At 70.1% G+C, this 15,046-nt stretch carries 14 protein-coding genes; 3 read left to right on the top strand and 11 right to left on the bottom strand.

What is annotated here, in order from left to right:
- Positions 1-43: 43 nt before the first annotated feature.
- The 6 genes from AB0M43_RS23920 to AB0M43_RS23895 form a co-directional block, all read right to left on the bottom strand.
- Positions 44-736 carry a hypothetical protein gene (locus AB0M43_RS23920; RefSeq protein ID WP_363727967.1) on the bottom strand — a complete coding sequence of 231 codons (693 nt, stop codon included), beginning with the start codon at positions 734-736 and terminating at the stop codon, positions 44-46.
- A gap of 54 nt (positions 737-790) precedes the next feature.
- On the bottom strand, positions 791-1,324 hold the full coding sequence (locus AB0M43_RS23915) for a hypothetical protein (protein ID WP_363727966.1): 534 nt from the start codon (positions 1,322-1,324) through the stop codon (positions 791-793).
- A gap of 75 nt (positions 1,325-1,399) precedes the next feature.
- Positions 1,400-2,266 (bottom strand): N-6 DNA methylase, encoded by an 867-nt coding sequence (locus AB0M43_RS23910; RefSeq protein ID WP_363727965.1) that lies wholly within the window; start codon positions 2,264-2,266, stop codon positions 1,400-1,402.
- A gap of 135 nt (positions 2,267-2,401) precedes the next feature.
- Entirely contained in the window at positions 2,402-2,692 is a 291-nt protein-coding gene (locus tag AB0M43_RS23905; RefSeq protein WP_363727964.1) for a hypothetical protein, read from the bottom strand.
- 92 nt (positions 2,693-2,784) lie between these two features.
- Positions 2,785-3,786, bottom strand: a complete 1,002-nt coding sequence (locus AB0M43_RS23900; protein WP_363727963.1) for a hypothetical protein — start codon at positions 3,784-3,786, stop codon at positions 2,785-2,787.
- Between the two features lie 129 nt (positions 3,787-3,915).
- Positions 3,916-4,263: a hypothetical protein gene (locus tag AB0M43_RS23895; protein ID WP_363727962.1), complete on the bottom strand. Its 348-nt coding sequence runs from the start codon at positions 4,261-4,263 to the stop codon at positions 3,916-3,918.
- A 322-nt stretch (positions 4,264-4,585) separates the two neighbouring features.
- On the opposite strand from AB0M43_RS23895, the gene mobF reads away from it, so the two are divergent.
- Positions 4,586-9,679 (top strand): MobF family relaxase, encoded by a 5,094-nt coding sequence (mobF, locus tag AB0M43_RS23890; RefSeq protein ID WP_363727961.1) that lies wholly within the window; start codon positions 4,586-4,588, stop codon positions 9,677-9,679.
- Positions 9,680-9,761: 82 nt separating this feature from the next.
- Positions 9,762-10,220 carry a pentapeptide repeat-containing protein gene (locus AB0M43_RS23885; protein WP_363727960.1) on the top strand — a complete coding sequence of 153 codons (459 nt, stop codon included), beginning with the start codon at positions 9,762-9,764 and terminating at the stop codon, positions 10,218-10,220.
- A 254-nt stretch (positions 10,221-10,474) separates the two neighbouring features.
- Here AB0M43_RS23885 and AB0M43_RS23880 read toward each other — a convergent pair whose 3' ends face one another.
- Positions 10,475-10,672 (bottom strand): hypothetical protein, encoded by a 198-nt coding sequence (locus AB0M43_RS23880; protein WP_363727959.1) that lies wholly within the window; start codon positions 10,670-10,672, stop codon positions 10,475-10,477.
- 880 nt (positions 10,673-11,552) lie between these two features.
- Between AB0M43_RS23880 and AB0M43_RS23875 the strand changes: the two genes are divergently transcribed.
- A complete protein-coding gene (locus AB0M43_RS23875) occupies positions 11,553-11,804 on the top strand; it encodes a hypothetical protein (RefSeq protein WP_363727958.1) in 252 nt (83 codons plus the stop codon).
- Positions 11,805-12,311: 507 nt separating this feature from the next.
- On the opposite strand, the gene AB0M43_RS23870 is transcribed toward AB0M43_RS23875, so the two are convergent.
- The 4 genes from AB0M43_RS23870 to AB0M43_RS23855 form a co-directional block, all read right to left on the bottom strand.
- Positions 12,312-12,833, bottom strand: a complete 522-nt coding sequence (locus AB0M43_RS23870) for a hypothetical protein (RefSeq protein ID WP_363727957.1) — start codon at positions 12,831-12,833, stop codon at positions 12,312-12,314.
- Complete coding sequence (locus tag AB0M43_RS23865) at positions 12,830-13,342, bottom strand: hypothetical protein (protein WP_363727956.1); 513 nt, start codon at positions 13,340-13,342, stop codon at positions 12,830-12,832. The genes AB0M43_RS23870 and AB0M43_RS23865 overlap by 4 nt, the downstream gene beginning before the upstream one ends.
- Positions 13,343-13,416: 74 nt before the next feature.
- On the bottom strand, positions 13,417-14,178 hold the full coding sequence (locus AB0M43_RS23860; RefSeq protein WP_363727955.1) for a hypothetical protein: 762 nt from the start codon (positions 14,176-14,178) through the stop codon (positions 13,417-13,419).
- Positions 14,175-14,693 carry a VUT family protein gene (locus AB0M43_RS23855; RefSeq protein WP_363727954.1) on the bottom strand — a complete coding sequence of 173 codons (519 nt, stop codon included), beginning with the start codon at positions 14,691-14,693 and terminating at the stop codon, positions 14,175-14,177. Before AB0M43_RS23855 ends, AB0M43_RS23860 begins: the two co-directional genes overlap by 4 nt.
- Between the last annotated feature and the right edge of the window lie 353 nt (positions 14,694-15,046).

The following is a 15,046-nucleotide window of genomic DNA, read 5'->3' as shown; positions in this document are numbered from 1 at the left end:
CCCTCACGAACACTCCTAGCTTACCCTACTGAATTGTTGCTGGTCAACTGCTTTTTCGGTGCTGATGCCAGGTGCGCATCCGCGCGATCTCCCAGGCCGTAGCTGCGCTGTCGACCAGTCCGGTCCCGAAGCACAGCGCCGCGTACAGCGTCACCGCGTCGGGCACCCGGGACCATCGGCCCCCGGTGTCGGGTCGGTCCGGGTAGCCCAGGTCGAAGACCCGCACCGCGTCGAGCAGTCGGGTGCCGGTCCGGTCCAGGACGATGCCGGCGGCCCGCGTCCACCCGGCGGCCGACGGCCGGGCCATCAGCCCGGTCACCTGGTCGCAGTCCTCCAGGGTGATCCGTCCGCCCGGGACCTCCAGGCCCACGATGAGCGAGCGGACCTCGGCCGCGTCGGACCGGCGCAACTCCCGCAGCCGGTCGGCCACGGCGTCCATCGTCTGGTGGAAGGTGCCGCGCTGTGCCGACGGCAGCCACAGGCGGCACAGCGGCAGATCCGGATTCGCCATGACGGCGTCGGGAGCCGTGTCGGAGTACGCCCGGAACCGCAGCGTCAACTCGTAGCCGTCGGGTGCGGCGATGACCGCAGTGACATCCCAGGCCAGCATCTGGGGGATGTGCTTGGGCGTGACGGCCGGCTCTACCGCGCCGCCCGCCAGGTCGACGGCCCGGCGGACCTGGTGGCTGTTGACGACGAGCGCCCGAACGGTTGCGGCGTCTTGGTGCTGGTACATGTTCACCTCCTGGTGACGGTGGGGCGCGAGTTGATCCCGCGCCCCACCGGGTCGCTAGATCAGGTTGTCTGCCAGGAAGGTGAACCGGCCCTCGGCGATCCACCGGTACAGCCGCTCGGCCTGGAGTGCGGCCGTCTGGACTTCCCAGAGCATCGGTGCGCCGGGGCCGTTCTCGACGTACCGGGCGCAAGCGGAGGCCACGGCCACCCAGGCGCTGAACACGGTCGCGCCCATCACCTCGGGCAGGCCCGGCGCGCGCTTGTCGGGGGTGACGACCTCGGTGGCCAGGTCCACGGCGCCCTCGGTCGCGGGGAGCAGGTCGCGCCAGCCCAGCGGCATCCGTCGGGACCAGCGCCGGTACTCATCGCGCAGCCCCACCCGGGTCAGCGCCGGCTCGGCCGCCAGGTGCAGGCGGTCCAGCAGGGGCTGGACCTCGGCGAAGCGCCCGTACGCCGCCGGGTCGAAGCTCGACCCCTCCCCCAGGAGCGCAGTCATGAACTCGTGGGCGCTCACCTCGATCACGGAGCCGTCCAGGTCCATCAGAGCGAAGCCCACCAGGGCGTTGAAGTTGTTCGGTTCTTCGTTCACGTTTCGTTCCTCCATCGTGTGGGTTCTCGTCCATCCGCCGGGGTTGCCCTCCCGGTCGAATACTCCTAGCTTACCCTACTCTGAGAGTTCGTGTCCACCCTCCGCTCCCATGAGCGACTGGAATGCGGCGACCATCCTGGCAGCCCGGACCTCGCTGATCGCGATGTCGCGGGCGGCGAGCGCGCCCGGGATCCAGTCGGGTTCGGTCAGGGCGTTGGCGACCGCGAACAGCACGTGCGGCCCGAGTTCCCACAGGTGCGCGTTGACCGCCAGGCACGCGATGGCGATCGGGTCGATGTCGTTGGCGTACCACTTCACGGTGGCCGGGTCGTGCCCGTCCGCGCGGAGGGCTTCGGCGGCGGCGAGGAGCATCCCGCCGGTTCCGACGGCCGGCTCCAGGACGCGTTCCCCCGGCTTGGGCCGCAGCATCCGGGCCATCACTGCGGCGACCGGGTGGGGGGTGTAGTACTGGCCGCGCCCGGAGATCGCCGACTTCGGGCGCAGCTCGACCAGGAGCGTTCCGAACACGTCGATCTCCATCCGGTAGTCGGCGACCAGGTCCAGGAGTCCGTGGTCGACGGCCGTGCGCCCGACGTCGCGGGCGGCGTCGAGGATGCGCGCCGGGCGGTCCTCCCACAGCCAGTTCCGGACGGGGTACACATTCGGCGACAGGTCCGGCCGGACCGCCGCGAAGGTCGCCCAGATCGTGCGGAGCGTCTCGGCGAACCCGTCGGCGTCCAGCGCCAGGAGGAATTCGGCCGGGTCGGGTTCGTTCGGATCCGCCGGGCGGACCAGGGCGAGCGCGGCGACGACGCCGACGGGGATCTCCAGGTCGCTGCCGCCGCTGGCGGAGCGGCCCCAGGTCGCCGCGATGGCCTCGGCCAGGACGACGGCGCGCTTGTACGGGTCGCCGATCGGGGGTCGCCTGCGTTTCGTGGTCACGGAATGGAACTCCTCAAGCTGTCGGGGTGAGTTGTCTACGAACAGGTGGGCATCGGGGCCGGTCCGGGTCCGGCCGGAGGTGCCAGGTAGATCGGGGAGCGGGTGCCCGGCTCTGCCGCCGGGCACCCGGTGGGTTCAGGCCGCCGGGACCGAGTCCCGGACCCTGGCGACCGCCTCCCAGGCACCGGCCAGCGCCAGGAGGGTGTCGTACGCCTCCTGCGCGGTCCACCCGAGGAAGTTGCGTCCCCAGCCGCTGAGTTCGACGCTCGTGCATTCCTCGTTGTGGGTGTGCAGCTTCCAGGTAACGCCGTTGATCTTCGACCCGCCCTCGAAGTACCAGCCGGTGACGTTGAGCCCGGCAGCCTCAGCGGCAGCAGTCGCGCGCCGGAACACGGCCCGAACGTGCGTGATGGTTGTACGTGCCATGACCTACTCCTACGGTGTGCGATTCCAGGAGGCCCGGGGGCGTGAGCCCGCCCCCGGGCCGGTTTCGTGGTTGGCGTCGAGCGCCGTAGGAACTAGCAGCCGGTCATGGTCAGCCCGCAGGGCTGACGGTGCGTCGGGCAGATCACGCTGTTGTCGCCGTAGGCGTCGGAGTCGTAGTCGTCGTTGTTGGTGGTCAGCCGGTCCGGGAACCCAGCGTCAGCGAGCGTGATGAAGGTGCCCGTCTCGGTGGTCAGTTCGCCCGCCCGCAGGTACCAGCCGTGCCCACCGTCAGCCGAGCAGGTGATGGACAGTTCGTTGGTCTGCCAGTAACCGCCCTCGGTGACGGTGTCGCAGTACGCGACCGGGTCGGCGTAGCGCTGCCCGCCGTTGCAGTCGGTCAACACGAACGCGATGGACCCGTGGTCCCGGTCGTAGTACCGCAGCGTCCGGACGTCGTCGGAGAGGTTCACCAAGCCGCCACCGTCAGCCGTGCCCACGACCGCGAAGTCATCGTTTCGCCAGTCGGAGTTACCGACCCGTGCAGTGATGAACAGTTCTACGATCGAGTCGTCAGCCGGGTTGGTATACCGGTCGATCTCCGCGAACCGCGCGGCGAACGCCTTGTACGCGTCGTTGACGTCAACGGCGAGCCCGCCGGTACGACGATTGACCCACTCGCCGGTGTCGACCACGACGTATCCGTTTTCGATTTCGACCCCGTCGGCATCCGGGTCACGCAGAGGCTGCCAGTTCTCATCCGTCGCCGGGAGCATCACCCGGAACGACGTACCGGGCTCCGGCTCTACATCCAGGGTCATCCCGTACGCGGCAAGCCACTTGTCCAGCGCAGCGCGGTTGTAGAACGCGGTCCACACACCCTGTGCGTCCGGGCGGTAGATCACGAACTCGAAGGGCAGTCCCGGAGTCTGCCCGTCCCGCCGGTCGGCGATCTGACTGGCGGTACGCCGCAGGGAGTTGGCCCAGCCTCCGAGGTTCGGGCGGATGATGCTCTCGTCCCGATCCTGCTGAAGCGTTATGGCCTCCATCGACATCACGTGTTCGCCCCGGTGGGTCCAGCGGATGGCGTTGCTCATTCGTTCCTCCTGTGTGTGGGTTTCGTGTTCGCCCGGGGTTGCCCTCCCTTGCAAACACTCCTAGTTTACCCTACTCATTTCCTCCACGTCTACCTGGAATACAAGATCATCTTTGAGGTCCGGTCGCGATCAGCCTTGCCCGCCCGGCATCCGCCCATCACCACCAGGACCAGGACCAGAGTCACCGGGCCGCGCCGCGCGCCGCCCCGGACGCGCGACCGGCGAACGCGGCACGTCACCCGCCGGGACCGCGCAGAGTTCGGCGACCATGTCCGCCGACAGGCCCAGCGCGACCAGGCCCGCCAGCTCGTCGCCATAGCGCCGGTCAGCGTCCGCCAGCGCGGCCCGCGCCCGGGTCCGGTCCTCGCCCGCGACCAGGACGCGGGTCACCCGGTCGGCGACCGTGCCCGAGAACGCTGCGACCGCAGCCGCAGCCTGTCGTTTCAGTTCCAAATCTTCCGCTCGTGTGCGTGCCATGCGCCCGACGGTACCGACGCGACCGCCCGACCGTCGCCGCCCAGGACCCGGGCGGACCCGGGTTTCTGCGCGCGCCCCTCACCGGTCGCACCGTTCCCCGACCGTCGCCACACGCAGCACCCCACCACGCTCTCCACCTGGACTACACGCCGCATCACGGCAGCTCAGCGCCCCGCACCTCACCGCCGCTCCCGCCCCTCCGACTCTCTGCCCGCCAGCCCAGCCCCGTCCCGCGCACCGTCCACACTGCCCGTTACGCCCCTTCTTCCTCGCACACCTCTTGCATTACAGAATGTGACAGGGGCACCGTCGAATTGTGACGATGACGATCAAGCCGCTCGCGGCCGGATCGGGGTACAAGTACCTCACCGATCAGGTCGCTCGTCACGATGCCACCCGCACCACCGACGGCGCCCCCGGACTGCGCGGACCCGCCAAGAAACTGGGCGACTACTACACAGGCACGGGCAACCCGGCAGGCCGCTGGGCAGGCCGCGGAGCAGCGGCACTGGGACTGTCGGGCGAGGTCTCCGAAGCGCAGATGGAGTCCCTGTTCGCGCACGGCAAGCACCCCAACTACCAGGAGCAGTACAAGACGCTCTGGAACCGACTGCTGGACGAGTACGGCGGGCACGAGAAGTACACCCCCGAGTTGAGCCGCCGTCTCCAGCGGGAGACCGACCGTGCGCTGACTCTGGGGCGTCCCTACCGCAAGTACCGGACCGTGGACGAGCGGGTCGCCGATCGGGTGGCCGAACTCGAAACGGCCGGCAGACCGGTCACCGCCGAGACCCGCGAAGCCATCGAGGTCGAGGAGAAGGCCAAGGGCGAACGTCAGGCCATCGCCGGCTACGACCTCACTTTCTCTCCCGTGAAGTCCGTCAGCGTCGTGTGGGCACTCGGTGACGCGGCTACCCGGATGGCGGTGGAGTCCGCCCACCACGCCGCCGTGGCCGCCGCGATCACGTGGCTGGAGGACGAAGTCGCAGGTGCCCGTGACGGCACCAACGGCACAGCATGGCGCGAGGTCGAGGGCCTGATCGTGACCGCGTTCGACCACAGAACCTCCCGCGCGCTCCAACCGGACCTGCACACCCACGCCGTCGTCGCCAACAAGGTGTTCGCCAAGCCACTGGCCGGGATGCCCGGCAAATGGCTGGCCCTGGACGGAACGACCCTATTCCGGGCCACCGTCGCAGCCTCGGAGCTGTACAACACGTACCTGGAGGACGAGCTCCGCCGGCAGTTGGGCGTGGAGTTCGGCACCCGGCTCGGGACGGGTCTGGACGGCAAGCGCGTCATCCGCGAGATCGACGGCGTGCCGGTCGAGCTGATCGAAGAGTTCTCCGCCCGCCGGCAGCAGATCGAGCGCGCCTACGACATCCTCATCGCGGACTACCACCGCGAGCACGGGCACTACCCGGACAAGCCCACCCAGTACAAGCTGGCGCAGCAGGCGACCCTGGCGTCCCGGCCGTCGAAGAAGGCCACCACCACCGAGATGTCCGAGCGCGCCGAGTGGTGGCGGGTGGCGACCGACGTGCTCGGGGAGAGCCCCCGGGCGATGCTGGCCTCAGCGCTGGGGCGCACGGTCGCCGCCGCCGAGGTCACCCCGGAGGAGATCAGAAAGCTGGGCCGCGAGGTCATCGCCGTGGTCGGTGACCGGCGCAGCACCTGGACCATCCGCCATCTTCAGGCCGAGGCGCAGCGGGCGACCCGGCACCTGCACGCCGCCACCGAGCAGGACCGGGCCGCGCTGGTCGAGCAGGTGGTGCGCGACGCCGTCGCCGGCAGTCTCCTGCTGACCCCGCCGGACCTGGTGCCGGTGCCGATCGAGCTGATCCGGGGCATGGACGGCCGCCGCACCCCCGTCCCCGCAGCCCCTGCCGCCGCCCCCCAAGTGGTGATTCCGGCTCCCCGCGCGCCCGAACCCGACCCGCATCCGGCACCCGAGCCGATGCAGCAGCCGGTGGCGCCCAGCCCCGAGACGCTGCGGCTGTACGCGGCCAACGCGGCAGCCGCCGCCTGGTTCCGGGGCCACCTGGAGCACAGGCCGCGCGCGCAGGAGTACCTGTCCAGCAGGGGCATCGCCGCCGCTTCCGGGCCCGGCGAGCCGTGGGCGCTCGGGTACGCCCCGCAGTCCTGGACCGGGCTGCTCGACCACCTGCGCCGCGCCGGGTTCACCGACACCGAACTTCTCGCCGCCGGTTTGGCCACCGTCACCCGTCGCACCACGCTCATCGACGCCTTCCGCGACCGCCTGGTCTTCCCGATCCGGGACGGCCACGGGATCATCGGTTTCACCGCCCGGGACCTGTCCGGGGCCGCCGATCTGCCGAAGTACAAGAACACCGCCGCCACCGCGATCTTCGACAAGTCCGCCTCCCTGTTCGGGTTGGCCGAGCAATTCCAGGTCGAGGGGCCGCAGAAGGTGCTGCTAGTCGAGGGCACCGCCGACGTGCTGGCCGTCGCCCGCCTCAACGACGTCGACCAGCTCACCGGCAGGGTGGCCGCCGTCGCGCCGCTGGGCACAGCCCTCACCGCCCGCCAGGTGGACCTGCTCGTCGCGTCCGTGCCCACCGGCACCCCGCTGATCGTCGCCCTGGACGGCGACCCCGCCGGACAGAAAGCTACCCGCCGCGCCTACGACCTCCTCAAAGAACGCTGGGCGGGGCCGCTGCTGTGCGCCCCGCTGCCGTCCGGCGCGGACCCGGCGTCCCTGCTCGCCGAACGCGGCCCCGACCACGCCGCCCGCGTCCTGACCACCATGACCGTCCCGCTCGCCGCCGCGATCATCGACCAGATCACCACGTCCCTGCCGCTGGCCGACATCGCCGCCCACGACGACATCGCCCGCCGCGTCGGGGCGCTGCGCCAGGTGCTGCCGTACCTGCGCGACCTCGCCGACACCGACCCGACCGTTGGCGCGAGCGCGGCCATGGACTTCGCCGTCACCGTCGGCCTGGACCCCATGACGGTGTTCGAGGCCGTCTACCCGCCGGCCCCCGACGACCCGCAGGCCACCACCCCCAGGCCCGAACGCCCGGCCGCGATCAGCGCCGACACCACCGGGCCCGCCATCGACACCCCGTTCCCGGTGCTGGATCAATCCCGCAGTGTGTTCCGGCACCCGGCACGCGAGGTCTACACCTCCCGGCAGGTGCTCGCCGCCGAGGACCGGCTACTGGCCGCCGCCACCATGCCCGGCCCGACCGTGCCCCACGAGGCGGTCACCGCCGCCATCGCCGCCGCCGAACACGTCCTCGCGCCCGACCAGGTCGACGCCATCCGCGACCTCGCGCACTCCGGCACCTCCCTGTCCCTGCTCATCGGCCCCGCCGGGGCCGGCAAGACCACGACCCTCAAGGCGCTCGTGAAGGCGTGGGGAGGATCGCGCGGCCCCGTGCTCGGCCTCGCGCTGAGCGCCAACGCCGCCGGGGTCCTGTCGGCCTCCACCGAGTTGGAGGCGGAGAACATCGCCAAGTGGATGTACGAAGCCGTCGGCGACGGAGCCCGGCAGCGGCTGGAGTACCTGGTCGAGATCACCCGCCGGCACAACGAATCGCAGAACCCCAAGGCCAGGCGCACCCTCGCCCGCATCCACGCCGAGGTTACCGCCACCCACCAGAAATGGCAGCTCAAGCCCGGCCACCTGGTCATCGTGGACGAGGCCGGGCTGGTCGGCACCCTGACCCTGGACCGGCTCCGCCACGAGGTGGCCCGGGTTGGCGGCAAACTGCTGCTGGTCGGGGACTGGATGCAACTGGCTGCGATCGAGGCCGGCGGCGCGATCCGGCTACTCGACGAGTCCGGCCACGGTACCCGCCTGACCAGCGTGTGGCGGTTCAAGAACGAGTGGGAGCGCAAGGCCAGCGTGCGCATCCGCACCGGAGACATCCGCGTCGCCACCGTCTACGCCGAGCACGGCCGCATCATCGAAGGCACCGACCACGAACTCCGGGAGAAGATGTACGCCAACTGGAGCCGCGACGAAGCGGCCGGCAAGACCAGCCTCATGATGACCGTGTCCACCTCCGACGCCGCCGACCTCGCCGCCCGCGCCCGCGCCGACCGGGTCACCGCCGGCACCGTCGAAGCCGAAGGCGTCACCCTGCACGACGGCACCACCGCCGGAGTCGGCGACCGCATCGTCACCCGCAAGAACAACCGCAAGCTCCGCTTCGGCACCCACTGGGTCCGCAACGGGAACCTGTTTGCCGTGCTGGCCCGCGCCGAGGACGGGTCACTGCGGGTCCGCCACCTCGACTCCGGCCGCACCGTCACCCTGCCCGCCGCCTACGTCGCCGCGAGCGTGGAGTTGGGCTACGCCACCACCGTCACCCGGGCGCTCGGCATGACGGTAGACACCGGCCACTCCCTGGTCCACGACACCATGACCCGCGAACAGCTGTACGCCGCCGCCACCCGCGGAGCCGAGTCGAACCTGCTCTACACGCCCACGTTCGTGCCGCTGGACGTCGACCTGGAGCGCCCCGCCCCGCTGGAGCGCAAGGGCCACGAGGTGCTGGCCAGCGCCATCGCCCGCCAGGCCGCCGAACTGTCGGCGACCCAGACCCTGGCCGCCGAACAGGACAAGGCCGCGTCCCTGCACACCCTCGCCGGCCAACTCGACTACGGCCGCACCGTCTACAGCAGCGTCGACCTGAACCTACTACTGCACCGGCACCTGCCCGCCGACCTCGCCCAGGTCGTCATCGAATCCGAGGCGTACGGCGCGCTCGGCCACGCCCTCGCCGAAGCACAGCGAGCCGGATACCGATTGGAGACGCTACTGCCGGCCGTCGTCGCCCAGCGCGAACTCCACTCCGCCGACGACCCCGCAGCTGTCCTGTACGACCGGGTCATCCACACAGCGACCCGCACCGTCCCCGCCGCCGACGGCCTCCCCCCATGGCTGCCGGCCCGATCGTTCGGGCCCGACGGCGAGCCGGGGCTTCCCGCCTACAGCCAGGCCATGGTCCGCGCGATCCGCAACCGGGTCACTAACCTCACCGACGCCACCGCAGCTTCGCCGCCACCGTGGGCGGCAACTCTTGGGCCCGTCCCGAACAGCCCTGCCGCCCGGGAGAAGTGGCGGACCCTGGCCGGAGGCATCGCCGCCTACCGAGACCTGTACCAGGTCGATGACCTCACCCCGCTGGGGCCGCGACCGCAGACCGCCGGCAGGCAAGCTCAAGCGTGGACCTACCTCACCAGCCAGCTTGCCGGGCTCACCACCGAGCGATCCCAACCGACACCCTCTGTTCCAGTGCCCGCCGTCGTACCCCACGGCCCCACACCGACCCCACCAACACCCGCGTCAAGCTCGCAACCATCGCAGGACCCCAACCTGGTACCTGAGTGGGATCCAGAGTTCGCCACCGACGCAGACGATCCCGGCCCCGAACTGAACTAAGCCCATCCCAACGGCGGCAGGTCCCAGCCGTTTCATCGATGGCTCTATAATTCGTCGTGGAGCCCTTCGCTGAGCATTGAGGATGGACACGTTGCCAGCAAATCCGTCGAAAGATAATCGCAGCCGACGATGGTCGCCTCCTCCCCGCTCTCCCAAAGCTAGATGGTCCGCACGCTTCATCGGTCTCGCAGCGCTGTGGACGGGATTCGTTGGCGTCCTGGTCGGATTTGGCCAAGTCGGCCTAGGGGTCTTGGCACTCCCTGCGGAGGCACCACCGTCAGTGGTCGATCCAACCCCTACCAGCTCCGAGCCGGAGCAAGACCGCACCCGCAAGCCCAGCACTGGTGCCCCATTCCCGAACACCCCCAGCCTCAAGAATGCGAATCTTCAAAGGGCAGACTTGAGCGGTGCCTCGCTTGCATTCATGGACCTCAGCGGGGCTGATCTTCAGGATGCGAACCTCTCGGGAGCAAACCTTCACGGCGCGGACCTTCGATACGCGAACCTTCGCGGCGCAAACCTCAACGGTGTCCGCTACTAGCCGGTCACGCCACCTGCATAGATGAACCCAGCCTCAAGTCTTCCTGCTGGTCACACGCTCGACCGCACCGGCAATGTGGCCGGCTACCGTCTTGTACGACAGGTGCGAGGCCGCGGCCACGATCGCCACGACAGCGAGCACGCTCATGCCGTCGGCCAGGGTGCCCTAGGCTAGGCACTCCCCGACACCGAGGACTACCGCGACGACAACGGCGACGGCTTGGCGTGCGGCCTTCGGCCACTTGGGCTGGTTGATCAGAGCGGATCAGCGGGCGGTTGGCCGCCGAGTGCGGGCGGCAGGCCGATCAGTGCCATGCCCACGACGATGGCAGTGCCGTCGACACGTTCGCTGACGAACACCTCGTATCCGATGATGGTCAGACCCGCCAGATACGACACGATGTCGCGGACCGTGGCGAAGCCGGGCTTCAACCGGCGCCGACGAGCCGCCACTGCTCCACCCCCGAGTTGCTCTCCTGCTAACCGTAAGAACCGACGGGGGTTACCGTCTCAGCGCACTTCAAGAGTTCGAGGTGGAGACGATCCGACTACATACCGATGCTCCACCTGCCCCGGGCCACTACCAACTCTCACCAGACGGCTCACTGCTTACGGGGTGGCCTGTTCGTGCGGTGCCCCGGACGGAAGCGCCTTCTTAGCGGCCCGTCTACCTGCGACAGCGGGTTGACCACTTGGCGCTACCTCAGCGCTGCGGCCCATTCGGCATACGGCGATCGTCCGGTCCCTCTGGATTCGAGCGTACTCAAGCAGAAACTCCCGCTCGCTGGAGTCGGTGACGCCACTCATGAGCCGCTTGCGGACTGCACGGTCGTTGAGGAACGTTCCCAGTGCGGAGATGATCCGGGGAACGCCCAAGGTTGTGGCCGCCGTAGCGACCGGAATTACAGCCATCCACCACTGCACCGCTCTACCGCTCCATCGGGGGTTGGGGGCGGAACCCCCGTCCCAGCTAGGACCAGGCGAGGTGTCCGCAGATCGACCATGTCGACTGCGAGTGGTTCGGTCCACGAGGCGTGCGACGTGAGGATGCAACGGCACTCCCGGGTGACCTTGTGGGATACGGCAGGGCAGCCGGAAGCGCCACGAGGCGCATGAGACGGGCATAAACGAAGAGCACAAAGCAAACGGCTGCGGAGTCGGGAAGCAACGTTGATGGCCGACTAGTTTGCGTCTCGCTTGGCGTTGCCGCCGGAGGGAGGCAAGGTCGCCACTCTCCGCATGCCAGTGCCTCTACTTGGTCGAGGCGGAAGAACTCGGGGTTTTGTGCCCACCACAAGTTGCGCGGGGACACCCGCTCCCAATCCAGTTCAGGATGAGTGGCTACCTTCTGCGCGCCGGTCGGCTCAAGGGTGAACGCAGGGTGCAGCTTGCCGGCATCATGTGCACGCGACCAGGCATCGATCAGGCGTCGGGTGACACGGTTCAGGCGACCAGGGCGCTGGCTGAGAAGCTCGTCCGGCTCGCAGTCCTGGTGATCAATGATGGCTACGGGCTTGGTACCAGCGACCCACCAGCAAATGTCGAGGTCGGCCAAGGGCTTCAGCTTGGTGAATCGGGCGACTGAGCCTCGGTAACGACGACCGGCGCGAGTCTGAGCCCAATCGCCGTCGTTCAGTACGGACACTTCCCGGGCAAGCTCAAACATCTGCTCCAGGAAGCCCCGGCTATCCACCTGGTCCAGTGCTGCTTGGATGCGTGGATCGACGGGGGACACGGAAGCAGTCTACTCGAAGTCGCGAATCACGCTCCTAGGGCTCGTCAGCTGGACCCGGCCTCTGGCAGCGTGGCGACCCCGGGCGATCGGGGCCACCCCGAACCTGACGGACCTCGAATTCAGCCGCTGGGAGATCCACGACCCGATCACACGCATGATCCGCCAGGAACCCCGACGACTGTCACCAGGATGAGTTCCCCGGGCCAGTTTTAGCCGATCACGACGTGCCGTCCCGGGTTCGCCCGCGCGCCAAAGCCGGACCGCGAAGTACACGGTGCCGACAGCGCGCCGCCGAATCCGCACCCGGCGAGGAGGTACAGCACCAGGTGGGTGAGTTCGCGGCTGCGGTTCGGGTCATCAGCCTGCCTCGCCGGTGGTGTCGCGGCTGCGGGCGCGGGCGACGATCAGGTACAGGCCGACCGTCCCGACGACGAGCGTGGCCACGATCGCCAGCGGGCGCCACGCCGCCAGCGGCCGGGTCCAACTGATCGTCACCGCGAGCCCGCAGTCCCCGGTGCTCCCCGCGGTGCACGGGGCCGGCTCGATCTGCATGTTGTACTGGCCCTTGTACAGGCAGGTCTCGGAGCCGCACTGGCGATCCTGCCATCCGTGTTCGTGGGCGCGCTGCACGGCCTCGCTCACCGGGTGCGGGTCGTCGCCGGTGGTGACGGTGCGCCAGCCGATCGAGGCGTGGCGCTGTCGGACCGGCTCGGAAATGGTCACCTCGGTGGTGCCCCAGGCGGGGACCAGTTCGTGCATCTCGGCGACCGCTTGGTGGTGCAGGTCGGTATCGGTGGTCGGCTTGACGAGCGCGCCGGCCAGGCACAGGATCAGCACGACGATCGCGCCGGCCAGGACACGGCGGGTGGTTCGGGTCATGGGGTACTCCTCAACAGGTCAATGGCCCGGACGGTGCGGCCGGGCTCGAAGGGGTGATCGGCCGGGGTGTTCCGGCGGCGGTGCGCCCACCAGCCGGCCGCTGCGAGCAGCAGCACGGCCGTGGCGGCGGGGAACAGCAGGGCGTCGCGGATCCACGGGTCGGTCCAGGACACGGCGACCCGGAGCCGGCACGGGCGGGTGCCGGGCCGGCACGGCTCCTCGGTGGTGAGGGTGTAGCCGTCCCGGGTCCAGCACGACGACATCCCCGGACCGCACGGACGGGCGGTCCAACCGGCGGCGCGGGCGCGGTCGGCGACGGTGGCGGTGCTCGCGGCCGGCTGGTCGAGCCGCCAGCCAATGAGCGTGTCCAGCCCGTCGCGGGCCGGATTGCCCCAGCCGGGCGGCACGAGTTCCGCGAGCGCCTGGTTGGCGTCGTGGCGGAGGGTGCGCCGCTCGATCGCCGGCACCGCGAGGGTCGCAGCCAGGATCAGCAGAGCGGTTGCCACCATCGCGGCCAGAGCCCGCCGTCCCGTCGGCCGCTGTGCGGCTCGTACCCGGTGGCGGGTGATGGGGTGGTCGTGGCTCATCCGCCGACCTCCGTCGCGGCGAGGTCTGGCACCGGCTCGCCGAGCAGGCGGGCACGCCAGGCGAGCGCGAAGTTCAGGCAGTTGGCCTCGCTGCGGTGCCCCGGCGAGCAACCGGGGACGTGCCGGCCCCGAAAGCTCCACGCCATGGAGTCGGCGCTGGCCAGCCGGTCGCCGATGCGGTCGATGCCCGCGCGCTTGACGCCGTAGCCGTGCAGACGGATGCCGCTGCCGGCCAGGGCACCGACGAGGTCCGTGATCTCCCGCGAGCTCCCGCGTCGGCAGACCGAGCCCAGCCCCACCACCGGTTCGGCGGCCAGGTCGACGCCGGCACGTTCGTACATGTCGGCACAGCGCAGGTACTCATCCCCCGTGTCCCCGCCCTGGAGTACCGGAACCACCAACATCCCCAGCAGTTCGCGCAGCGCCACGAAGTTGGCGACCGTCAACGTCTGGTGTGCGGTGACCGACAGGCGTGTCTTCGCGCGGGCCACCTCTTCGCAGACCCAGTCCTGAGGGCTGACCCACTCCAGACGGCCGATCTCCTCGACGTAGCGGCGCACCGACCGGGCGTAGGCGGCGGGGGTGGTCGTCCACTCGCCGTACAGGTTGATCTCCGAAAAGGCACCACTATCTAGCGCCCAGGGGCCGAGCGCGCGGGGCAGCGAGCGGCGTCCGGCCAGCCGGCGATGGCTGATGAACAGCGGCACGCTCACCTTCGTGAGCCAGCTCGGCATATGCGAGCCCAACCAGAACCTCATGGCAGGCCCCGCTCACGGCGCAGCCGGACGGCCGCCAGGACGCCGACGGCCAGCACCGTCATGAACGCCTTGCCGGCTACCTGCCCCGGCAGCAGGTGCAGGCCCCCGAACGCCAGCGCCAGGAACAGCACGCTGTCGACCACGAGCCCGGCCGCGTTGGACGCGGCCACGGCCGCGAGCATCCGGCCACGGGACCGCAGCGGCCAGTACACCGCCAGGTCCACCAACTCCGACACGGCGAACGCCACCGCCGACGCCAGCGCGAGGGCGGGGCTCGCCACCGCGGCCGACACGGCGGTGCCGGCGGCCATCGCCACCAACACCGCCGGCCGCCCGGCCCATTCATCCACGAGATCCCGCAGGCCGAACACCGCTCCGGCCAGGAGCACCCCAGCCGGCGCGGACAGCCCCGCGACCGTGATCACCCCGAACGTCGACGTGGTCACGTTCGTCGCGGCGACCGTCCCGGTGTACGCGGCGGCAGCGCCCGCCGCCGCTAGGTGCCGGCCGTTCATCGCCCGCCCCCGGAGTCGCACACCCCGCTGCCGCTGGGCTCCAGCCCGGCGGCCGGCGGTGGGGTCCGGGTGCGGATCTGGAGATCCAGGCGCGGCCCACCGAGCGACGGTCCGCGCACCGTCGCGTGTCGAACTCTGCCGGCGGCACGTCGGGCAGCCGCCCGGCCCGCAGGGCGACCAGCGCGCCGGGGTGGTGTTGGTCGGCTGGCAGCGTCACCCACCGGCCCGGCGACCTCCGCGCCCGCAGGGCCAGCGCCTCCCAGTCCGGGCACCGCACCGTCGACGTCCACCGCGACGTCGCGGTCCGCGCGCTTGTAGGATCCCAGCTCCCGTGACCACGGTGGGACGCTGTG

It is taken from the genome of Longispora sp. NPDC051575, from assembly GCF_040681875.1.
In the GTDB taxonomy this organism is placed as follows: domain Bacteria; phylum Actinomycetota; class Actinomycetes; order Mycobacteriales; family Micromonosporaceae; genus Longispora.
This window is presented reverse-complemented; position numbering and strand designations above follow the sequence as displayed.